General features: G+C 72.0%; 16 protein-coding genes and 2 tRNA genes. 15 read left to right on the top strand and 3 right to left on the bottom strand.

Features of this window, described 5'->3' with window-relative positions:
* The first annotated feature begins 53 nt into the window (after window positions 1-53).
* The gene (locus V4Y04_RS11825) at window positions 54-638 is read left to right on the top strand and encodes an SCO2584 family spore wall biosynthesis protein (RefSeq protein ID WP_443079997.1); all 585 of its coding nucleotides are present in this window, start codon (window positions 54-56) and stop codon (window positions 636-638) included.
* Window positions 639-748: 110 nt separating this feature from the next.
* A complete protein-coding gene (locus V4Y04_RS11820; protein ID WP_332427577.1) occupies window positions 749-1,819 on the top strand; it encodes an SCO2583 family membrane protein in 1,071 nt (356 codons plus the stop codon).
* Between the two features lie 10 nt (window positions 1,820-1,829).
* Here the strand turns inward: V4Y04_RS11820 and V4Y04_RS11815 are convergent, their stop codons facing one another.
* Window positions 1,830-2,969 (bottom strand): M48 family metallopeptidase, encoded by a 1,140-nt coding sequence (locus tag V4Y04_RS11815; RefSeq protein WP_332427575.1) that lies wholly within the window; start codon window positions 2,967-2,969, stop codon window positions 1,830-1,832.
* 503 nt (window positions 2,970-3,472) lie between these two features.
* Here V4Y04_RS11815 and V4Y04_RS11810 point away from each other — a divergent pair.
* From V4Y04_RS11810 to V4Y04_RS11775, 8 genes are all read left to right on the top strand, one after another.
* A complete protein-coding gene (locus tag V4Y04_RS11810; RefSeq protein ID WP_332427573.1) occupies window positions 3,473-3,637 on the top strand; it encodes a hypothetical protein in 165 nt (54 codons plus the stop codon).
* A gap of 227 nt (window positions 3,638-3,864) precedes the next feature.
* Window positions 3,865-4,629, top strand: coding sequence for a nicotinate-nucleotide adenylyltransferase (nadD, locus tag V4Y04_RS11805; protein ID WP_332427571.1), 765 nt, complete (start codon window positions 3,865-3,867; stop codon window positions 4,627-4,629).
* A 16-nt stretch (window positions 4,630-4,645) separates the two neighbouring features.
* Window positions 4,646-6,547, top strand: coding sequence for an LCP family protein (locus tag V4Y04_RS11800; RefSeq protein ID WP_332427569.1), 1,902 nt, complete (start codon window positions 4,646-4,648; stop codon window positions 6,545-6,547).
* A gap of 130 nt (window positions 6,548-6,677) precedes the next feature.
* Entirely contained in the window at window positions 6,678-7,124 is a 447-nt protein-coding gene (rsfS, locus tag V4Y04_RS11795) for a ribosome silencing factor (protein WP_332427568.1), read from the top strand.
* On the top strand, window positions 7,115-7,792 hold the full coding sequence (locus tag V4Y04_RS11790; protein WP_443079996.1) for a histidine phosphatase family protein: 678 nt from the start codon (window positions 7,115-7,117) through the stop codon (window positions 7,790-7,792). Before rsfS ends, V4Y04_RS11790 begins: the two co-directional genes overlap by 10 nt.
* A 395-nt stretch (window positions 7,793-8,187) precedes the next feature.
* A tRNA-Ala gene (locus V4Y04_RS11785) sits at window positions 8,188-8,260 on the top strand.
* Between the two features lie 386 nt (window positions 8,261-8,646).
* The gene (locus V4Y04_RS11780) at window positions 8,647-8,880 is read left to right on the top strand and encodes a hypothetical protein (protein WP_332427566.1); all 234 of its coding nucleotides are present in this window, start codon (window positions 8,647-8,649) and stop codon (window positions 8,878-8,880) included.
* A 125-nt stretch (window positions 8,881-9,005) separates the two neighbouring features.
* Window positions 9,006-9,078, top strand: a tRNA-Ala gene (locus tag V4Y04_RS11775).
* Window positions 9,079-9,183: 105 nt separating this feature from the next.
* Here the strand turns inward: V4Y04_RS11775 and V4Y04_RS11770 are convergent.
* Both V4Y04_RS11770 and V4Y04_RS11765 read right to left on the bottom strand, forming a co-directional pair.
* Window positions 9,184-10,791, bottom strand: a complete 1,608-nt coding sequence (locus tag V4Y04_RS11770) for a ferredoxin (protein ID WP_332427565.1) — start codon at window positions 10,789-10,791, stop codon at window positions 9,184-9,186.
* Window positions 10,788-12,107: a ferric reductase-like transmembrane domain-containing protein gene (locus tag V4Y04_RS11765; protein WP_332427564.1), complete on the bottom strand. Its 1,320-nt coding sequence runs from the start codon at window positions 12,105-12,107 to the stop codon at window positions 10,788-10,790. The genes V4Y04_RS11770 and V4Y04_RS11765 overlap by 4 nt, the downstream gene beginning before the upstream one ends.
* Window positions 12,108-12,631: 524 nt before the next feature.
* On the opposite strand from V4Y04_RS11765, the gene leuS reads away from it, so the two are divergent.
* The 5 genes from leuS to V4Y04_RS11740 all read left to right on the top strand — a co-directional run bounded on the left by leuS (window position 12,632) and on the right by V4Y04_RS11740 (window position 20,901).
* On the top strand, window positions 12,632-15,511 hold the full coding sequence (gene leuS / locus V4Y04_RS11760) for a leucine--tRNA ligase (protein WP_332427563.1): 2,880 nt from the start codon (window positions 12,632-12,634) through the stop codon (window positions 15,509-15,511).
* A gap of 196 nt (window positions 15,512-15,707) precedes the next feature.
* Window positions 15,708-16,484: a hypothetical protein gene (locus V4Y04_RS11755; protein WP_332427562.1), complete on the top strand. Its 777-nt coding sequence runs from the start codon at window positions 15,708-15,710 to the stop codon at window positions 16,482-16,484.
* 86 nt (window positions 16,485-16,570) lie between these two features.
* The gene (locus tag V4Y04_RS11750) at window positions 16,571-17,416 is read left to right on the top strand and encodes a DegV family protein (protein ID WP_332427560.1); all 846 of its coding nucleotides are present in this window, start codon (window positions 16,571-16,573) and stop codon (window positions 17,414-17,416) included.
* A gap of 117 nt (window positions 17,417-17,533) precedes the next feature.
* The gene (locus V4Y04_RS11745) at window positions 17,534-18,763 is read left to right on the top strand and encodes a ComEA family DNA-binding protein (RefSeq protein WP_332427558.1); all 1,230 of its coding nucleotides are present in this window, start codon (window positions 17,534-17,536) and stop codon (window positions 18,761-18,763) included.
* Window positions 18,760-20,901, top strand: coding sequence for a ComEC/Rec2 family competence protein (locus V4Y04_RS11740; protein ID WP_443079995.1), 2,142 nt, complete (start codon window positions 18,760-18,762; stop codon window positions 20,899-20,901). Before V4Y04_RS11745 ends, V4Y04_RS11740 begins: the two co-directional genes overlap by 4 nt.
* The last annotated feature ends 61 nt before the right edge of the window (window positions 20,902-20,962 follow it).

The following is a 20,962-nucleotide window of genomic DNA, read 5'->3' as shown; positions in this document are numbered from 1 at the left end:
ACGAATTTCCGTACCGTCTGCCCAAAATGACCCCTCCGGTCTACTCTGGAGGGGTGCCGGAGGACGTGGGGGGCACGCCGTTCCCTGACGGCGGGGAGCCCGACGACGACCACGACCGCGGAGTGTCGGACGAGGAGTTCGGCCCCGTGGTCTTCGACGAGGCCTTCATCGGCGCGGCCGTGGTCCACGAGCCGACCGCCGTCGAACGCCTCCTCGCCGCCGCGCAGGCCAGAGCCGAGGCCTCCGAGGCGGAGGCCCACCGCACCCGCCCGACGACCGATCGGTACGACGGTCACGGATGGTACGGCCGCCGCCACCGGGACGACGGCGCCGGTGACGACCTCACCGGCGGGGACGACGGCCCCGACACCCCGGAGGACGACTACGGCTCCCCGGGGCCGTACGGCAGACAGGTCCGTTGGCACCGCCCGGTCGCCTGGATGCTCGCCCTGGTGATGGGCGTCGGCATGGTCGCGCTCGCCTTCTCGGCCGTCTACCGGGGGTCCTCCGCCAACAACCGGCAGGACCCGGTGCCGCCGCCCGCCTCGACCGGCCTGGAGCAGGGCGGCGGCGCGGCTCCGTCCGCCTCCGCCGACTACTCCCGGCCGGACGTCACGGTGATCCCGAGCAGCCCCTGAGGCTCGTCGTGCGGGCGGGCGGCGAGGCCGTCCGCCCGAGCCGGGAAGCCGCCACGACTTGGCGCACGCCACGGTGTTTACACGGGCCTCCCGCGACCTACTCTGAAGATATGGCAGGGCCTGCGGACCCACCCGGAGGAGCACCCGAGGGCACCCCCGGAGGTGGCGAGGACGAGTACCGGTCCGTCGTCTTCGACGAGACCTTTGTCCGGGCTGCCCGCCTTCAGGAGTTCTCCGCCCAGGAGCGCATCACCGACCACGCCCCCGCCGTGCGCCGCCGGCCGCCCCGGCACCGGGGCCTGTCCCGGCAGGTGCTGCTCCTCGTGGTGCTGATCGCCATGGCCTTCGGCACCGCGATCTACATGGGCGTACGCCATCCATCCCGGGCGCCCGGCGCCGGTGAGGCCGCCGAGTCGCTGCGCATGACCGTGATCCCGCTCGCCCCCGAGGGCAAGGTGCCCGGCACCACCGATTCCCAACGGCTGTACGACAGCAGCCCGGCGGCGCAGTTCAGCGTCGGGGCGAAGGGGGTGCCCCTCCCGGCATCCCGGCGTACCGAGCACTTCTCGGACGGGCAGGTCGTGACGGCGCTGCTCACCGCGAAGGACTACATCGTCCGGTCCGCCCTCGACCCCCAGGTGCTCACCGGCGGGGAGACCCGCTCCGTACGCGTCCTGCTCGGCGTCGACCAGCAGGACCAGTTCGACCGGAGCTTCACCCGGCCGGCCCCGGACGGGCGGCACGCGCCCACCGGATGGCTCGTCCGCTTCGATCCCTCCCGCACGGAGCTGGCCGACCGCAGGATCCGCGTCCGGGGCACCCTGCAGGCGTCCGAGGCCGACTCCGGCACCCTCGAGGTCACCGCGGACCACACCTCGGTGTACGCGCTGCGGCCGGCCGACGCGGGCCAGGGAGCCCGGGTGTCGCTGTTCACCGTCCGGCGCGAACTGCACTTCCGCTTCGACCGCGAGGACCTGCGCCTGCACCAGACGCAGCTCGTCGTCTCCCACGTCCAGGCCGGCCCGCTGTCCTGCGCCGAGGACTCCACGAGCCGTCTGCGCCCCCTGCTGGCGGGCGGCACGGCCAAGGAGGGCGGACCCGCCGGCACCGACCCGTACGCCACGGACGGCACCCCGGCCCTGTGCGGCTCGCTGGCGGCGGCAGCACAGCCCAGGGTGTGACGCCCGCGTCTCAGGCGCCGTCGCGCGGCGGCCGGTCGTCCCCGGCGTCCGGGTCCGACGACGTGCCCGGCTCCCGGGTCCCGCCCGGCGCCTGCGCGGACCCCGGTCCCGAGGACGTGAAGCCGCCGAAGCCGCGGCGGACCCGGCCCCCCAGGTCGCCGGCGCCGCCCGCGATGTCGCTGACCAGCTTCATCAGCGGGTCCTTGGAGTTCTTCACGTCGCCGGCGTAACTGCTCGCCGAGTCGCGCCAGGAGTCCCGTACCGAGGCGTCCTTGTCCTCGTCGCGTCGCGGGTAGTGGCCCTCCATGACCCGCTGGTACTCGCGGGTCTCCGCCCACTTCTTCAGCTCGGCGGCCCGGACGGTGGTGAACGGGTGGGAGCGGGGCAGCACGTTGAGGATCTTCAGCACGGAGTCGCGCAGGTCGCCCCCGGCGTCGTACTCCTCGGCCTGCTCCAGGAACGCGTCGACGTTCATCTCGTGCAGGTGGTTGCCGCCGGCGATCTTCATCAGGCCGCGCATCGAGGCCTGGGGGTCCTGGCCCACCAGCAGCCCCGCACGGTCCGCGGACAACTCCGACTTGCGGAACCACTCGCGCAGCGCCGTCACGATCGCCATGACCGCGACGCTGCCCAGCGGGATCCAGGCCACCCGCACCGCGAGGGACGTCAGGAACAGCAGGATGGTCCGGTACACAGAGTGCCCGGACAGCGCGTGCCCGACCTCGTGCCCGACGACGGCCCGCATCTCCTCCTCGTCGAGCAGCTCGACCAGCCCCGTGGTGACCACGATGATCGGCTCGTCCATGCCGATGCACATCGCGTTCGGCGTCGGGTCCTGCTTCACGTACATCGGCGGGACCTTCTCCAGGTCCAGGATGTAGCAGGCGTCCCGCAGCATGACGTTGAGGTGCGCGAACTGCCGTTCCGAGACGCGCACCGAGTCGGACAGGAAGAGCAGCCGCAGACTGCGCTCGGGCAGCAGGCCGCTCAGAGCCTTGAAGACCGTGTCGAAACCGGTCAGCTTGCGCAGCGCCACCAGGGCGGAGCGGTCGGCGGGGTGTTCGTACGCACGCGAGGAGATTCCGGGGAAACGCCTGCGCTGCCTGCTCGGCACCTTCTCGTGCCCGTTGTGCTGATGGCCGTCGGACATGTGTCCCCCATGTGCGTCTGTGTGACCTTCGCGGTCCGTTGTGATCTTCGCGGTTACCGGTACCGTCCCTCGGCGGTCCCCTGTTCGGTCCTTCGACCGCCCCGGGGCGGGGCCCAGCCTAGGTGGAGAAGGCGCGGACCGGCAGACCGGTGGAGCGGACCGGTGGAGCGGAAGAGCAACGAGGCCGGGAGCGCGCGTGTGGAGTGTCGTTCCCGAGCCGCCCGGCTCTCCGGGAAGGACGATCAGGACCGCGGGATGGTTGCGTGACCCTGCCGGCCCACCCGCTCGGGAAGAGCCGGCGGGAAGACCGGTGGGAAGACCGGTGGGAAGACCGGTGGGAAGACGACCGTGGAGGCGACGGAGGGACGCCGGGGAGGCGCGGGGAGGTACCGGAGAGGCGGCCGGGGCCCGCAACGGCGGAGTCGGAGTGATCGGCGCGAAGACGCCCGCATACGATGAGCCGACGTCTTTATCCCGCCCACACGTGATAGGTACTGCCGAAGATGAGCTTCCACAGCGCCGCTGCCCAGTTGGTCACCCTCGCCGCCGAGGGCGGAGAGCACAGTGGCAACCACGAGAGCCTCAACCCCTACCTGGTCGGCGGCTGCGTCCTGGCCGGCCTGCTGCTCCTGCTGCTGATCACGACCCGCTTCAACCGCGACCGGTAGATTCCCCGGACTCCCGGACTCCCGGACTCCCGGACTCCCGGACTCCCGGACTCCCGGACTCCCGGACTCCCGGACTCCCGGACTCCCGGATCCCCGGATCCCCGGATCCCCGGATCCCCGGATCCCCGGATCCCCGGATCCCCGGATCCCCGGATCCCGTTCGGGCGTGGCCAAAGGGTGCACCTGGCGGCCGGAGCGTTCAGGGAGGGCCGGTAGGGTCTGCACGCATGGGAGAGCAGGACATGCCTACCGGTCCGGTGGATGACACGGCCGGGGAACCGATCGAGGCCGCAGTCACGACCGGGGCGGGGGCCGAGGGCACGGCCAGGCAGCCGGTGAGCGGCGCCGAGCACCGTCCGGCGCCGCGCCGGGCCGGCGGCCCGGGCAACGGCCCGCCGCAGCCTGGCAGGCGCCGCCTCGGCGTCATGGGCGGCACCTTCGACCCGATCCACCACGGGCACCTGGTGGCGGCCAGCGAGGTCGCCGCGCGGTTCCACCTCGACGAGGTGGTCTTCGTCCCCACCGGGCAGCCGTGGCAGAAGAGCCACCGGTTGGTCTCCGCGGCCGAGGACCGCTACCTGATGACGGTCGTCGCGACCGTCGAGAACCCGCAGTTCTCGGTGAGCCGGATCGACATCGACCGCGGCGGGCCCACCTACACCGTGGACACCCTGCGTGACCTGCGCGCGCTCAACCCCGACACAGACCTGTTCTTCATCACCGGAGCCGACGCCCTCGCGCAGATCCTCACCTGGCGGGACAGCGAGGAACTGTTCTCCCTCGCGCACTTCGTGGGCGTCACCAGGCCCGGCCATCATCTGACCGACGCGGGCCTGCCCGAGGGGGGCGTCTCGCTCGTCGAGGTTCCCGCCCTGGCCATTTCCTCGACGGACTGCCGTGCGAGAGTCGCCAAGGGAGATCCCGTCTGGTACCTGGTGCCGGACGGGGTCGTGCGCTACATCGCCAAGCGTGAGCTGTACCGCGGCGAGTGAGCCGAGAGGGGCACCGGTGAACGACCGATACGACGCGGGATACGGCGACGGAGGGGACGATCCTTACGGGCTCGTGGGCTACGACGAGTACGGCCGGCCCGTCTACCGCCAGGCCGACACCCAGGCAACGGCCCAGCAGGCCCCGCAGCAGCCGTACGATCCGTACCGGTCACAGGGGCAGCAGGACCCGTACGGGCAGCAGGGGCAGCAGGACCCGTACGGGCAGGGCTGGCAGGGCTACGACGGCGGCTACGACTACGACCCGTACGTCCCCGGAGGCGGCTCGCAGCAACACCCCCCGCAGTCCTACGACCCCTACGGGGCCGGGACCGGGACGGGGCAGCAGTCGCAGACGCCCTCCTACGACCCCTACGGGGCCCAGGGCGGCTACGGCACCCCCCAGGGCGGCGGAACGGCCGCCCCGTACGACCCCTACGGCGACCCCTACGGTGATTCCTACGGGCAGACCGCGCAGGGCGGCACCGGGCAGCAGCCCCGGGTCGCCGAACAGACCGCGCACATCCCGCAGCAGCCCGGCCCGGCCGACGACGGAACCGGCCCCGACGGCTATGACGGACCCGACGACCGTGACGACCGTGACGACCGTGACGACCGCCCGGCCGCGGACTCCGAGACGCCCGAACGGGAATACCGCACCGAGCAGTTCGCCTTCGTCGAGGAACCGGACGGCGACTCCGAGGACGTCATCGACTGGCTGCAGTTCACCGAGAACCGCACCGAGCGCCGCGAAGAGGCCAAACGCCGCGCACGCAGCCGGGTCGTCGCCCTGGTCGTGGTCTTCGCCCTGGTCGCGGCCGGCGGCGTCGGCTACCTCTGGTACGCCGGAAAGCTCCCCGGCCTGTCCGGCTCCGACACCGGTACGGGCACCACGACGGCCGCGGGCGCCCAGAAGCGGGACGTCCTCGTGGTCCACCTGCACGACACCAAGGGGGGCGGCACCGCCACCGCGCTGCTCGTCGACAACACCACCACCAAGCAGGGCACCACCGTCCTGCTGCCCAACTCCCTGGCCCTCGCCGCGGAGGACGGCACCACCACCACACTCGCCAAGTCGGTCGAGGACGACGGATCCGGCGGCACCCGGAGCGCCCTCGACACGGCCCTCGGCACCGACATCGAGGGCACCTGGCGGCTGGACACGCCCTATCTGCAGAACCTCGTCGACCTGATCGGCAACATCGTCATCGACACCGACGCCGACGTGCCCGACCCGGACGCGAAGAAGAAGGGCGAGACCCCCCTGGTGAGGAAGGGGAAGGGCCAGACCCTCAGCGGGAAGGCGGCCGTCGCCTACGCCACCCACCGTGCCTCCGGCGAGGCGCAGAACGCCCAGCTGGAGCGGTTCGGGCAGGTCATGCAGGGGGTGCTGCGGAAGATGACGTCCGACGCGGGCGCCGCGACGACCACCATCCAGACCCTGGGGCAGATCATCGAGCCGCCCCTGACCGACAAGGACCTCGGCTCCTTCCTCGCCCGGCTCGCCGACCTGGCCAAGGGCGGCGACCACGGCACCACGCTGCTGCCGGTCCAGGACGACGGCACGCTCACCGCGGAGACGAGCGACAGCGTGGTCAAGGAGGTGCTCGGCGGCACCGCGAAGAGCCCCGACAAGGACGCGGCCGTCAGCGTCTCCGTGCGCAACGCCACCGGTGTCGCGGACAACACCGAGAAGGCCAGGGTCGTGCTCCTCAACGGCGGCTTCACCTTCCTGGAGGGCGGGACCGCCACCGCGGCCGCGGCCTCCGAGGTCGTCTACGCGGACGACGCCGACAAGGAGAACGCCTCCGAGGTGGCCAAGACCCTGGGACTGCCCACCGAGTCCGTCACCAAGGGCAAGGTCTCCGGGAACGCCAGGGTCTCGGTGGTCCTGGGCCAGGACTACGAGCCGGGCACCTGACCGGACCGCGGTACGCCCGGCCGGAAGCCCTCACGGGGCGTCCGGCCGGGCCCACCCCGAAACGCGTGGGGCGCGCCCGGCGGTCCGTGAGACCCTTGAAGGCAAACGACCGCCGAGCGAAAGCCTTGTAGTGACCGCAACCGACCGTTCCATCGAGCTCGTCTCCACCGCTGCCCAGGCCGCGGCCGACAAGCTCGCGCACGACATCGTCGCCTACGACGTCAGTGACGTGCTGTCCATCACCGACGCCTTCCTGCTGGCCTCCGCGCCCAACGACCGTCAGGTCAAGTCGATCGTCGACGAGATCGAGGAGCGGCTCAGCAAGGAGCTCGACGCCAAGCCGGTCCGCCGCGAGGGCGACCGCGAGGCCCGCTGGGTACTGCTCGACTACGTCGACATCGTCGTCCATGTCCAGCACAGCGAGGAGCGCGTCTTCTACGCCCTGGAGCGGCTGTGGAAGGACTGCCCCGAACTGGAGCTGCCCGAGGACGCCGTGGCCACCCGCGGCAAGGCCGCCGAGCACGCCCGGCAGAAGGAGGCCGAGGAGACCGTGGAGCCGGGTGGTGAGTGGCGGTGAGCCCTGCCGCTGAGACGTTCGGCTCCGGCGGAAGCCGGGGCCGTCGCGTCATCCTGTGGCGGCACGGCCAGACCTCCTGGAACGTGGAGCGCCGCTTCCAGGGCAGTACCGACGTGGAGCTGACCGGGACCGGCGTCGCCCAGGCGCGCCGGGCCGCCCGCCTCCTCGCCGGTCTCGAGCCCGACGCGATCATCGCCTCCGACCTGAGGCGGGCCGCCGACACCGCCGCGGAACTCGCCGCCCTCACCGGCCTGCAGCCGGTCCACGACGAGGCCCTGCGGGAGACCTACGCGGGCGTCTGGCAGGGCCTGACGCACGACGAGATCATCGCCAGGTACGGCGACGAGTACACCGCCTGGAAGCGCGGCGAGCCGGTGCGCAGGGGCGGCGGCGAACTGGAGACCGAGGTCGCCGACCGCGCCGCTCCGGTGGTGCTCCGGCACGCGGACAAGCTCCCGGACGACGGCATACTCGTGGTGGTCAGCCACGGCGGCACGATCCGTACCACCATCGGCCGGCTGATCGGCCTCGACCCGCGCAGCTGGGAGAGCCTGGGCGGGCTCACCAACTGCTGCTGGTCCGTCCTCGGCGAGGGCGCCCTGGGCTGGCGGCTGCTCGAGCACAACGCCGGCACCCTGCCGGAACCGGTGCTCGGCGACGACGACTAGGGCCTGTCCGGCGGATCAAGTCGGAGGTAATCGGCGGTGTCCGTCCATCTGGGACAAGTGGGGTCTGGTGCGTTCAGCTGCAAGGCGGAGGAGGGCGCCGACGCGATGGGGGTCCCTCCCGCGCATGGGGGTCCCTCCCGCGCATGGGGGTCCCTCCCGCTCGAGCGCAGTCGAGAGTGGGGGAGTCGGCAACCGACGACAACGCCGCTGGGGGTCCCCCCTGCTCGAAGAGCTCGGGGGAGAGCGTGCCAGACCCCACGTCTCCGGCATGATCCGCCGGACAGGCCCTAGGGCCTGCCCTGAACCCCGGGCGTGGCCCGGGGGCCGGATTTCACTTTCCGGCAGGTCGCAGGCTAAAGTTCTTCTTGTTCGCCCGCCGAGCGGGAAGAACACTCGGGGCTATAGCTCAGTTGGTAGAGCGCCTGCATGGCATGCAGGAGGTCAGGAGTTCAATTCTCCTTAGCTCCACAGATCACATGACGAAGATCCCGTCCTCGGTACGAGGGCGGGATCTTTCGTTGTCCCTGGTTGAGCGGGGAGACGCCGACGGGCGTATACCTCTGTGAGACGCCCGGCCGTATCCCGACCGGTACCCCGGCGTCGCTGACCGTATTGGTCCGGCCGTGGCAGAATCAAACGGCCGGAAGGGGGCGCGGCCCGACGGGAGGGAGTTGTTGATGCCTGCGAGCATCCACGGGGAGGTCGACCACCTCTTCGGCGGGGTGTTGACACGACGGACCTCGACCCGACTCCGCCGTCCTTCCTCCGGTTCCGCAGACACGGCCCCGGTCCTCGGTGGCAACGGCGGTGTCTCCTACGTATGTACGGCCTGCGGCCACAGCTGGAGCTGAGCGATGGGTGCCCACAGGCGAAGGTGCGACTGGTGCCGCAGAGGCACGCCGATCGTCCGGGACATGGAGCCGGTCAATCCCGACTACCAGTACTGGTGCGAGGAGTGCGCGCGGGCGCTGATCATAAAAGGCGACCCGATCGAGACCTACCGCGAGCTCGAAGGGGAACCGATCTACGGCCGGCTCCTCGAGGAGCACTGCACGCTCAAACGCTTCTATTCGTTCGTGACCGCGTGACCGCGCGTTGCGGTTGAGGTGAGAATACGGACAGAACGGGGCGCAACGGAATCGATGTGGTGTCGGGCCCGGATGACCGTGTAAAGTTGGCGTCGCCGCCGGGGCAACCGGGCGGGATGTGACCTGGGGCTATAGCTCAGTTGGTAGAGCGCCTGCATGGCATGCAGGAGGTCAGGAGTTCAATTCTCCTTAGCTCCACAGCAGTAGAGGGCGGATCATCCGATCGGATGATCCGCCCTCTACGCGTTGTCGGAAGCGCGGCCGTGCGGGCCGCCCCTGAGGGGCGGCCCGCACGGACCCGTGTCAGCGGCCCAGCGCTCGCCGGCCGCGGCCCTGGGAGAGTACCGGCAGATTGCGGGAGGGCGCCTTGGACTGCGCTCCCTCCTCGACGCGCAGGGCCAGCGCCGGACAGCGGCGCACCGCGCGCATCGCCTTGGCCTCCGCGTCGCGTGGCACCTGGGCCTGGGCGACGGTCGGGAAGCCGTCCGCGCCGAGCTGGAAGACCTCGGGGAGGATGTCCGCGCACAGGCCGTGGCCCCGGCACAGCGTCCAGTCGACGAAGATCTTCTGGCGGCTGGGGCCGTTCTCCTCCCCGCCCCCGCCCGGGATGCCCGTAGGGGCCCTGCCGCCCTCGAAGAGCGGCAGCACGCCCTCCACGGGGCGCCCGCAGCCGTTGCCCATGACGTGGGCGGTGAGGTCGTCGGTGAACGCCTTGACGGTCGACTCCAGGAACATCGCGGAGCCGTCCGGATGCGAACACGCGCCGCGCCGCTTCACGCTCTTGGCGACCTGCTTGACGGCCTCCAGGGCGGCCGGGCCGCCGCCGTTGAGGATGTCCTCCAGGCCGCGCGCGGCGGCCGGCAGGCCCAGGTAGCAGGGGCCGCACTGGCCGGCGCTCTCCTCGGCCAGCCATTTCGCCACCATCAGGGACTCGCCCAGTGGACAGGTGTCCTGGCTGATCGGCAGGATCGCGCCCGCGCCGAGCGCGCCGCCCACCGCGTCCAGGGAGTTGCGGGAGACGATCGCCTCGTTGACGGTCGCCGCGTCGATCCACTTGCCGTGGTAGCCGCCGGTGAGCACGCCCTGCGGCATCGGCGGCGCGCCGGCGAGCTGGAGGACGTAACGCAGCGGTACGCCCGTCGGGACCTCGATCACCATGGGGCGGGCGACCGCCCCGGAGACCGTGAGCATGACGGTGCCCGGCTCGTCGTACAAGCCGGTGTTGCAGTAGCGCTCCGGGCCGATGCGGGCGGCGATGGCGAGCTGCGCGAAGGTCTCGGCGTTGGAGAGCAGGGTGGGCGCGCCGCCCACACCGTTCTTCGAGGCGCTGACCTTGCGGCCCGGCGGGATCGCCGGACCACCGTCGATGGAGCGGATCAGTGAGGCCGCGGCGCCCGTGACCATGCGCACCGGGTTGAGCTGCACGCGGGCGCGCATCGCGGACCGGCGCCCGTTGTTGAGGCCCCGTTCGGCGAGCGCGGCCTCCATGGAGCGCTTGGTGGACTCCCGGGTGACCCCCACCACGAGCGTGCGGGCACCCATGGCCTCGGCGCACAGCAGTGCGCCGTCCAGGATGAGATGCGGAGCACGGTTGATCATCACCGTGTCCTTGCGGCAGGCCGGTTCGTCCTCGCTGCCGTTGACGACGACGACCGGCCGGACGCCGCGTTTGATCGCCGTCTCGGCGACCGAACGCAGCTTCTTGTGGAAGGGGAAGCCGGCGCCGCCGCGTCCCCTGAGGTTGATGCGTTCAGAGAGCTGGGCGAGCTGTTCGCCGCCCATGGGTTCGAGTGGCCCGTGCACCTTGAGGTGCATGGGGAGATCGAGCCGGTCGACAAGGTCGAAGCCCGACGTGAGCTGGGGAAGCCCGACGACGCGGACTTCGGGTACGTCGGGCAGAGCCTCGTTCACTTAAAGCCTCCGGAAGGCGTGTTCCAAGGTTCGCCCGATCCCGGTGCGTCGAAGTCGTACGACGCACCGGGAGATGGATCAGTGGCGGGACCGCTGTTGTACGTGTCACTCGGGTTGTACGCGTTGTAGAGGCCGTTCGACTCACCGGTGTCGCGCACATCACTCGAGCCGTAGCCGGAGGCGGCCGAATTGTCGTAGGTGGGGATGCTGTATCCGGTGTCCTGGAGCGGGTCGTAGGCCGACGGCGGGGCTTCGCCGACCGGCGGCGGGGACGGGACGGGCCAGCTGCCCGAGGTGCTGGAGGGGCCGTCCACACGCGGTGCCTCCATGGTCTGTCCGCCCATGGTCGGCCCGCCCATCGCCTGGCCGCCCATCATCTGGCCGTCGAAGGTGGGGACGGCCTGCGTGGGCTGCATGTCCAGAGGCAGCTCCATGCGGGCGGTCTGGTCGGCGTAGAGGGGCTGCTGCGGCTGGGGCGGGGTGGAGACCGCGCGGTAGGCGGCCGCGAAGCCGTTCGCGGGGTCCGGGGCCGGCGGTGCGACGCGTTCGGCGGTCTCGTACAACGGCCGGGCGGCCGGCGCGGGGCGCTCGGAACGGGGCCGGGAGTCCCGTCTGCCGCCGCCCTCGTACCCGGGAGACGACGCCTCCGCGGAGCGGGCCCGGCTCTCGTCGAGCTTGTCGCGGCCCTGCTGTTCGGCGAGGCCGAGCACGGCGGTGACCCGGTCGGCGACCTTGCGCTTGACCCGCGCCGGGGAGGCGCGCAGGAAGAGGGCCGCCATGACGCCGAGCAGGGACAGGCCGTACAGGATCAGGAAGATCGGCTTCGCCGATCGACCCGCGTAGAGCCCGTGCACCAGCGCGGCGCACCAGGCCGGGTAGGCCAGCATGTGCATGGCGCGCCAGCGGGCCGCGACGGGGGCCGGCGAGGCGAAGCGGTTGCGCAGGACGCCGGTGATGCCGACGAAGATCATCAGCATTCCGGCCAGGGTGCCCAGGCCGATGAGGAAGGACCTGCCGGTCACCGCCTCGTCGTCGGTGAGGAGCAGGCCGAAGGGGATCACCGCGGCGATCCACGTCGTGTGGTCCAGGGCCAGCTTGATGCCGATGTGCACCAGCAGGAAGGCGACCGAGGCGACCGCGGTCGTCCGGTGCACCGCCTGCGCCAGGATGCGCTGGCGCGGACCGAGCAGGACCCGGTCCTGGGCGACCAGTCCCCAGATCACCGAGCAGCTCAGGCAAACGAGCGACAGAACGCCCACGCCGAAGTTGAGGAACTCGGCGAACCAGTCGTCCGCCGTGCTGTCGTCCGGCCTCATGCCCTACCTCCCCACGTCACGACGGAAAGAACGACGGCATGCGGGTACGACCGACCGGCAGCCGACCGGCCCTGAACGGGCGGCGGGCTGCTGTCTGGACGAGGGTTCATGGGGGAACTCCGAACGTTCGGGAGAAGCGGTCCCGGGGCGCACTCTAAACCTCGTTGTACCGGGGAGTACGAGGTTTGAGTTATTGCGCTGTTATCAAAAGACAATCCGGCTGCTGTAATGCCCCATAGGGGATGTTACGCGGAGTAAGTTTTGACTGATATTCAGAAAATTGGTCGGGTGGAGTGCTTCCCGCGGGCGCGGCGAAGTGCGTCGCGGTGCGCTCCGGGCCTGCGGTACCCTGGCGCCATGCGTGCCGTACGCCTTCTGCTTAGCGAGCCGCACTGATCAGTCCCGACCGTGGTCGAACCAGTCGGTCGGAATCGGTGCGGCGTCCCCTCCTGCGCGAGGGGATTTTTCATTTCCGAATGTCGCAGCAGCCGTGGGCGCAGACGATCGATGGAGCTTTGAGGATCATGAGCGAGACGAACCCCGTGGCCACCCCCGAAGTGGCCGCGCCGCACCGCTACACGGCCGCCCTGGCGGCCGAGATCGAGGCACGCTGGCAGGACTTCTGGGACGCCGAGGGGACGTACGCCGCACCGAACCCCGTGGGCGACCTGGCGGGCGACCCGGAGACGGTGGCCCGGCCCAAGAAGTTCATCATGGACATGTTCCCCTACCCCTCGGGTGCTGGACTGCACGTCGGCCACCCCCTGGGATACATCGCCACCGACGTCTCCGCCCGGTTCCAGCGCATGACCGGCCACAACGTCCTGCACACCCTGGGCTTCGACGCATTCGGCCTGCCCGCCGAGCAGTACGCCGTCCAGACCGGCACGCACCCGCGCGTGTCCACCGAGGCCAACATCGCGAACATGAAGGCCCAGCTGCGCCGGCTGGGCCTGGGCCACGACCGGCGCCGGTCGTTCGCCACGATCGACCCGGACTACTACAAGTGGACCCAGTGGATCTTCCTGCAGATCTTCAACTCCTGGTACGACGACGAGGCCGGCCGGGCCCGCCCCATCACCGAGCTGATCGCCCGCTTCGAGTCCGGTGAGCGCCCCGTACCGGGCCACACGCGCGCGTGGAGCGAGCTGAGCGAGGCCGAGCGCGCCGACGTCCTGGGCGGCTTCCGGCTGGCCTACACCTCCGACGCGCCGGTCAACTGGTGCCCCGGGCTGGGCACCGTACTGGCCAACGAGGAGGTCACCGCCGACGGCCGTTCCGAGCGCGGCAACTTCCCGGTCTTCAAGGCGAAGCTGCGCCAGTGGAACATGCGCATCACCGCCTACGCCGACCGGCTGCTGTCGGACCTGGACGCCCTGGACTGGCCCGAGGCCATCAAGCTGCAGCAGCGCAACTGGATCGGCCGCTCCGAGGGCGCCCGCGTCGACTTCCCCGTGGACGGCGAGAACATCACCGTCTTCACCACCCGCCCCGACACCCTGTTCGGCGCGACCTACATGGTGCTGGCCCCCGAGCACCCGCTGGTCGGGAAGTTCACCCCGGCCGCCTGGCCCGAGGGCACCCACGACGTCTGGACCGGGGGTCACGCCACCCCGGCCGAGGCCGTCGCCGCCTACCGCGCGCAGGCCGCCTCCAAGTCCGACGTGGAGCGGCAGGCCGAGGCCAAGGACAAGACCGGCGTCTTCATCGGCTCCTACGCGACCAACCCGGTCAACGGCGAGCAGGTGCCCGTCTTCATCGCCGACTACGTCCTGATGGGCTACGGCACCGGCGCGATCATGGCCGTACCCGCGGGCGACCAGCGCGACTTCGAGTTCGCGCGCGCCTTCGAACTGCCGATCCACTGCATCGTCGAGCCGACGGACGGCCGCGGCACGGACACCGCCACGTGGGAGGACGCCTTCGCGTCGTACGACGCGAAAATCATCAACTCGTCCAACGACGAGGTGAGCCTGGACGGCCTGGGAGTCGCCGAGGCCAAGGCGCGCATCACCGAGTGGCTGGAGCGCCGGGGCATCGGCGAGGGCACCGTCAACTTCCGGCTGCGTGACTGGCTGTTCAGCCGGCAGCGCTACTGGGGCGAACCCTTCCCCATCGTCTACGACGAGGACGGCACCGCCCACCCCCTGCCCGAGTCGATGCTGCCGCTGGAACTGCCCGAGGTCGACGACTACTCCCCGCGCACCTTCGACCCGGACGACGCCGACACCCGGCCCGAGACGCCGCTGTCGCGCAACGCGGACTGGGTCAACGTCACCCTGGACCTGGGCGACGGCCGCGGCCCGCGCGCGTACCGGCGCGAGACCAACACCATGCCCAACTGGGCCGGCTCCTGCTGGTACGAGCTGCGCTACCTGGACCCGCACAACAGCGAGAAGCTGGTCGACCCGGAGATCGAGCAGTACTGGATGGGCCCGCGCGAGGGCATGCCGCACGGCGGCGTCGACCTGTACGTCGGCGGCGCCGAGCACGCCGTCCTGCACCTGCTGTACGCGCGCTTCTGGTCCAAGGTGCTGTACGACCTGGGGCACGTGTCGTCGGTGGAGCCGTTCCACAAGCTGTTCAACCAGGGCATGATCCAGGCCTACGTCTACCGTGACAGCCGCGGCATCGCGGTGCCGGCCGCCGAGGTGGAGGAGCGCGAGGGCGCCTACTACCACCAGGGCGAGAAGGTCTCCCGGCTGCTGGGCAAGATGGGCAAGTCCCTGAAGAACGCGGTCACCCCGGACGAGATCTGCGCCGAGTACGGGGCCGACACGCTGCGCCTGTACGAGATGGCGATGGGCCCGCTGGACGTGTCACGGCCGTGGGACACCCGCGCGGTGGTCGGCCAGTTCCGGCTGCTGCAGCGGCTGTGGCGCAACATCGTCGACGAGAACACCGGCGAGGTGACCGTCGTCGACGGCGAGCCCGGTGAGGACACGCTGCGCGCCCTGCACAAGGCGATCGACGGGGTGCGCCAGGACCTGGAGGGGATGCGCTTCAACACCGCCATCGCCAAGGTCACCGAGCTGAACAACCACCTGACCAAGCAGGGAGGCCCGGTACCGCGCCCGGTCGCCGAGGCCCTGGTGCTGCTGGTGGCGCCGCTGGCCCCGCACATCGCCGAGGAGCTGTGGCGCGCGCTGGGCCACACCGACTCGGTCGTCCACCAGGACTTCCCGGTCGCCGACCCGGCGTACGTCGTCGACGAGACCGTCACCTGTGTGGTGCAGATCAAGGGCAAGGTGAAGGCCCGCCTGGAGGTCCCGCCGGCCATCTCCGAGAAGGAGCTGGAGAAGGCCGCGCTGGCCGACGAGAAGGTCGTCGCCGCGCTGGACGGGGCCGGGATCCGCAAGGTGATCGTGCGGGCGCCCAAGCTGGTGAACATCGTGACGGCGTGACGGCGTAGGCCCGGGGCCGCGACGGCCGACCGGTCGGCCGGTCGGCCGGTCGGCCGGTCGTGGGCTGCGGCTTCGGGGTGATCCCCTACGGGCAGGCCCGGGGTTCCTCCGGAACTCCGGGCCTGCCCGTAGCGTTTACCGTGGAAGAACGGCGCGGTGTGTGGAGGGCGGCCCCAGGGCCCGGAGGAGGAGTCTCGTGGAAGCAGCGATCGCAGTAATGGCCCTCCTCTTCATGCTCTTCGTCATACTGGGCGTGTACGCCACCGTGAAGGTCGTCGGCGCCGCCAAGCGCAGTGCGGACCGTCACCTCACCCAGGCCCGCCGCACGGTCGAGGACCACACCTTGAAGGTCAAGTCCTTCGCCCAGTCCGGCCCTGCCGGTGAGATCGCCCAACTCAGGCTCAAGCTGCGGACGTCCATGCGCGCCACCCAGGACGCGCTGCAGTCCGGAGCCTCGGAGGACCAGTCCCTCAAGGAATCCCTCGGCCTTTTCGAGCGGCTCAGCGCGCACGGGCACGAACTGGACGCCGAACTGAAGCGCCTGGAGTCCGAACCGGACCGCGGCACCCTCGGCAAGCGGCTGCCCGAGCTGCGTGAGCGAACCCACCGCATCGCGCGGTCGGCGGACTCCCTGCGCTGGGCGGCCCGCGACCGCGCCCAGCACTTCGCGGACGACGACCTCGACTCGCTCAGCACCCAGATCGACCTCGAGAGCGGCGCCCTGCGGCACTGGACGACCACCGGCCGGCAGCCCGCACCCGGGCCCGCGGCCACGTCGGCGTCCTCGCCCCCGAGCCGGCCCGAAGCACATGCCCCGGACGGCCCGGCGGCCGGTCGGACCCGGCCGGACACCTCGCGGTCCGACGCCGCGCGGGAACCCGCGTCCGAACCGGCGCGGCCCGCGATCACACCGGCCGCGCCGCGTCCCACCTACCCGTGGCAGAAGAAGCCCCGCCCGGAGAGCACCACTTGATCCGGGCGCACTGATCCGGACACGGCCCCACCCGGCGGGCGGGGCCGGGCTGCCCAGAGGGCGGTACGCCAGGTAACCTCCAGCTCATGTCCCGCCATGTCGCTATCGTCACCGACTCAACGGCCTACCTTCCGGACCGGACGATGAAGCGGCACGGCATCACGGCGGTCCCTCTGACCGTGGTCCTCGGCGACCGAGCGCTCGAGGAGGGCACCGAGATCTCCACTCGCTCCCTCGCCCAGGCCCTCCAGAAGCGGCGGCCGGTGACGACGTCCCGGCCCGGCCCCGAGGTCTTCGCCGAGACCTATCGCAGGGTCGCCGAGGCCGGCGCCACGGGCATCGTCTCCCTCCACCTTTCCGCCGAACTCTCCGGCACCTACGACGCGGCGGTCGTCGCGGCCCGGGAGGCGCCGGTGCCGGTGCGGGTGGTGGACACCGGCATGATCGCCATGGCGCTCGGATTCTGCGCGCTCGCGGCGGCGGAGGCCGCGGAGGCGGGGGGCAGCGTGGACGAGGCCGTCACGGCCGCGGAGAAACGGGCCGTCGGCACCGCCGCCTACTTCTACGTCGACACCCTGGACTATCTGCGCCGGGGCGGCCGTATCGGGGCCGCGCAGGCCCTGCTGGGGTCGGCACTCGCCGTGAAGCCGCTGCTCCAGTTGACCGACGGCCGTATCGAACCCCTGGAGAAGGTACGCACGGCGTCGAAGGCCATCGCCCGCCTGGAGGAGATCGCGGCCGAGCGGGCGGGCGCCGCCGACGTCGACATCGCCGTCCACCATCTCGCCGCCCCGGAACGTGCTTCGGCCCTCGCGGACCGGCTGAAGGTGCGGGTGACCGGGCTGACCGAGCTGCACGTCAGTGAGGTCGGCGCGGTGATCGGGGCGCACACGGGGCCCGGCCTGCTGGGGGTCGTGGTCTCGGCCCGGTGAGGCCGCACGGGCCTGCGCAGGCCCGTGCGGGTGAGGGAGTTGTCCACAACCAGGCAGTAATCCACGGGAATCAAGCAAGATCATCGCGAATGCGGTGGTGTGCCCGATCCTCCTGGCATGGCACTTCGATCACAATCACGTTCGCGTTCCCTTTCACGTTCGGCGGCGGCGACCAGTGGCCCGGGCCGCGCGCCCGCGTCCGACGGCCGCGCCCGGCACCGTCGGCCGGCCACTGTCGGGGCCGGGGCCGGGATCGCCATGGGGACCGGGCCGAGGCCCGGCGGGCGGGCTCGGCGCGCGTACCGGCTCCGGGACGGACGGGACCGTGCTGCCTCGGCGGAGGAGCTTCGGCGCAGGGCGGAGGCGCTGTTCGGGGAACCGGCCGGACGCGACAGCCGGGGCGTCGGAGGGGCCGGGCGTGCCCGGGGTGTGCCGAACTGGGCCGTGGATGACGGGGACGAGCCGGTGGCGCGATCCCGGAGGGGCACGGTCGCGACCGAGGGGGATGTGGACGTCGGGGGCGGGCGGACGTGGGAGGAGGTTCCCGAGCCGGTCGCCCCGGACCCGGTGGTGCCGGGGGAGCGTCGGCCGACCGGTCGGGTGGGGCTCGCGTTGAGGGAACGGCTGCCGTTGTGGGTGCGGACGCGGTGCGGGCTGGAACGGCGGAGCGTGGTCGCGCTGTCGGTGGTGCTGGTGGTGGCGGTGGGGTTCGCGGTGCAGCACTTCTGGGCCGGGCGGACGCAGCCCGTGCGGGCACCGGAGGTGGTCGGGGCGGCCGTGCCCCACCGCGGGAACGGAACGGAGAGCCCGCCGGTGGCCTCGGCGGGAGCCGCTGACGAGGCCGGCGGCACGAGTACGGGCACGGGCGTGGCGGGCGCGGGTACGGCGCTGCCCGAGATCGTGGTCGACGTCGGCGGCAAGGTGCGCGACCCGGGGGTCCACCGTCTCCCGGCCGGCTCACGGGTCGCGGACGCGCTGCGGGCGGCGGGCGGAGTACGGCCCGGAACCAGCACCGAAGGGCTCAACCGGGCCCGCTTCCTCGTGGACGGGGAGCAGCTGATCGTCGGTGGCCCGGCACCGGCATCGGCGCCGGGAGTCGGTCCGGCACCGGCGGCGGGCGGCCCGGCCGGAACGGCACCGGGCGCCGGAGCCGCGACACCGGTGTCCCTCAACATCGCGACGCTGGACCAGCTGGACGGCCTCCCGGGGGTCGGCCCCGTACTGGCCCAGCACATCCTCGACTACCGCACCCGCAACGGTGGTTTCCGCTCGGTGGACGAACTGCGGGAAGTGAACGGCATCGGCGACCGCCGCTTCGCGGACCTGCGGAATCTCGTACGGCCATGACGGGTGTGGCGGGCATGGCGGGCGTGACGGGTGCTACGGGCGTGGCGGGCGTGGCGGGCGTGAGGAGCCGGACGGACACGACGGACCCCGGGCGGACGCATACGGGGCACGTCGCTCCCACGGACCCCACGGACCCCGCTGCCACCGCCCGGCCGGCCGTGCACGCCGCCTCCGGGAAGCGGCTCGGGGCCTCCCATCCCCGGCAGGAGGGACCGGCCGACCTGCGGCTCGTACCACCCGCGCTGGCGGCCTGGGCCACGGCGGCGGTGATGCTGCACACCCCTCCCGGCCTCGTGACGAGCACAGTGATCGCCTCCCTGCTCCTGGCCGGAGTCCTCCTCACGGTGCGAAGCCGGCGGACGGCTCCGGGACCCGCGGTGCCGGGACGCGCACGTGGACGGGTCCGGTCGCGGGTTTCCGGAGCCGCGGTGCTGCTGTGCGTCGCCGCTGCCGCCGGATCGGCGGGTCTGCACGGTGCCGATCTGCGGCGGGGGCCGGTGCCGGAGCTGGCGCGGGAGTACGCCTCGGTCACCGCCGAGGTCGAACTCACCGCCGACCCCCGGCTCAGTCGGCCGCGGGCCGGCGGCAGCCATGTGGTCCCGACTGCCGTTCTCATCGAGGCCGACGTGCGGCGGGTGGAGACGGCGAGGGACGGAGCGGAGGTGGCGACCCGGGCGCCGGTGCTGATGATCGTCGATGCGCGTTCGGCCCGTCCCGTCACACGGGACGACGGGCAGGAGCGGGCGCGGGGCCCGGAGGGAAATTCGCCGTGGCTGGGGCTGCTGCCGTCCACCCGGCTGCGGGTCGAGGCCCGGCTCGTACCCGCGACGGCGGGCGGTGACCGGTTCGCGGCCGTGCTGCGCGTCAGGGGAACGGACGGGCCGAAGACGGTGGGGGAGCCGTCGGCACCGCAGCGGCTGGCCGGGCGGCTGCGCGCCGGACTGCGGGCGGCGACCGACGGGCTGCCGGCGGACGCGCGCGCCCTGCTGCCGGGACTGGTCGTGGGCGATACCTCACGCGTCACCCCGGAACTGGACGAGGCGTTCAGGGAAACCGACCTCACGCACACCCTGGCTGTTTCCGGGGCGAACTTCACGATCCTCCTCGCCCTGCTCCTCGGCCCGCCGGGGCTGGCGCAGTATGCCGAGCGCCGTGGGCTCGCGTCCCGCCTCGGTCTCCCGTTGCGTACGACCGCGCTGCTCGGCGGGGCGCTCTCGCTCGCCTTCGTCGTCGTGTGCCGGCCGGACCCGAGCGTGCTGCGGGCCGCCGCCTGCGGATCCGTCGCGCTGCTCGCGCTCGCCACCGGCCGCCGCCGGTCCCTGATCCCGGCGCTGGCGACGGCCGTCCTGCTGCTGGTCCTCTACGACCCGTGGCTGGCCCGCAGTTACGGCTTCCTGCTCTCCGTGCTGGCCACCGGCGCCCTGCTCACCCTCGCGCCGCGCTGGAGCACTGGGCTGCGACGGCGCGGAATGCCCCCACGGCTCGCGGAGGCGCTGGCCGCGGCGGGTGCCGCGCAGGCGGTGTGCGCGCCGGTGGTCGTGGTGCTGTCGGCGCGGGTGAGCCTGGTGGCGGTACCGTGCAACCTCCTCGCCGAGTTCGCGCTCGCCCCGGCCACCGTGCTGGGCTTCCTGGCTCTGGCCACCGCCCTGCCGGCGCTGTCGGTGGCGAAGGCGCTGGCCTGGTGCGCGAGTTGGCCCGCGGAGTGGATCGCGTGGATCGCCCGGACCGGGGCGGCGCTGCCCGGCGCCGGGGTCGACTGGCCGGGCGGCTGGGCCGGGGCGGCACTGCTCGGGGCTCTCACCCTGGTCCTCCTGCCGGTCGGCCGGAGACTGCTGCGGCACCCCTGGTGGTGCGGGGCCTGCGCCCTGCTCCTGGTCCTGCTGGTGGTGCAGCCGCCACCGCTGACCCGTGCGGTCACGGGCTGGCCGCCGCCGGGCTGGCGGATGGTGATGTGCGACGTGGGGCAGGGCGACGCGATGGTGCTGGCGGCGGGCGAGGACACCGGTGTGGTCGTGGACGCCGGTCCGGACCCGGCCCCGCACGCCGCCAGCTTCTGTGGCAACCGGAACCACTGGAACGTGGTTAATCATCTCACGCCGACCAGCGCCGCATGGCGGTCGCTCGGTACCCGCACGTGATATTTTTTCTGGTGGCTGCTACAAAGACCACGCATCCAGAAGATCGCCCGCCGATCAAAGC

The organism is Streptomyces sp. P9-A2, from assembly GCF_036634175.1.
GTDB classification, from domain to species: domain Bacteria; phylum Actinomycetota; class Actinomycetes; order Streptomycetales; family Streptomycetaceae; genus Streptomyces; species Streptomyces pratens.
Note: the sequence above shows the minus strand (reverse complement) of the source record. Positions and strands in the feature narration are given on the sequence as shown.

Coding starts and splice junctions, on each gene's coding strand:
- V4Y04_RS11750 (WP_332427560.1), top strand. CDS start 16,571: ATGTCCCGCCATGTCGCTATCGTCACCGACTCAACGGCCTACCTTCCG.
- V4Y04_RS11740 (WP_443079995.1), top strand. CDS start 18,760: ATGACGGGTGTGGCGGGCATGGCGGGCGTGACGGGTGCTACGGGCGTG.
- V4Y04_RS11765 (WP_332427564.1), bottom strand. CDS start 12,107: ATGAGGCCGGACGACAGCACGGCGGACGACTGGTTCGCCGAGTTCCTC.
- V4Y04_RS11820 (WP_332427577.1), top strand. CDS start 749: ATGGCAGGGCCTGCGGACCCACCCGGAGGAGCACCCGAGGGCACCCCC.
- V4Y04_RS11745 (WP_332427558.1), top strand. CDS start 17,534: ATGGCACTTCGATCACAATCACGTTCGCGTTCCCTTTCACGTTCGGCG.
- nadD (WP_332427571.1), top strand. CDS start 3,865: ATGGGAGAGCAGGACATGCCTACCGGTCCGGTGGATGACACGGCCGGG.
- leuS (WP_332427563.1), top strand. CDS start 12,632: ATGAGCGAGACGAACCCCGTGGCCACCCCCGAAGTGGCCGCGCCGCAC.
- V4Y04_RS11780 (WP_332427566.1), top strand. CDS start 8,647: ATGGGTGCCCACAGGCGAAGGTGCGACTGGTGCCGCAGAGGCACGCCG.
- V4Y04_RS11810 (WP_332427573.1), top strand. CDS start 3,473: ATGAGCTTCCACAGCGCCGCTGCCCAGTTGGTCACCCTCGCCGCCGAG.
- V4Y04_RS11815 (WP_332427575.1), bottom strand. CDS start 2,969: ATGTCCGACGGCCATCAGCACAACGGGCACGAGAAGGTGCCGAGCAGG.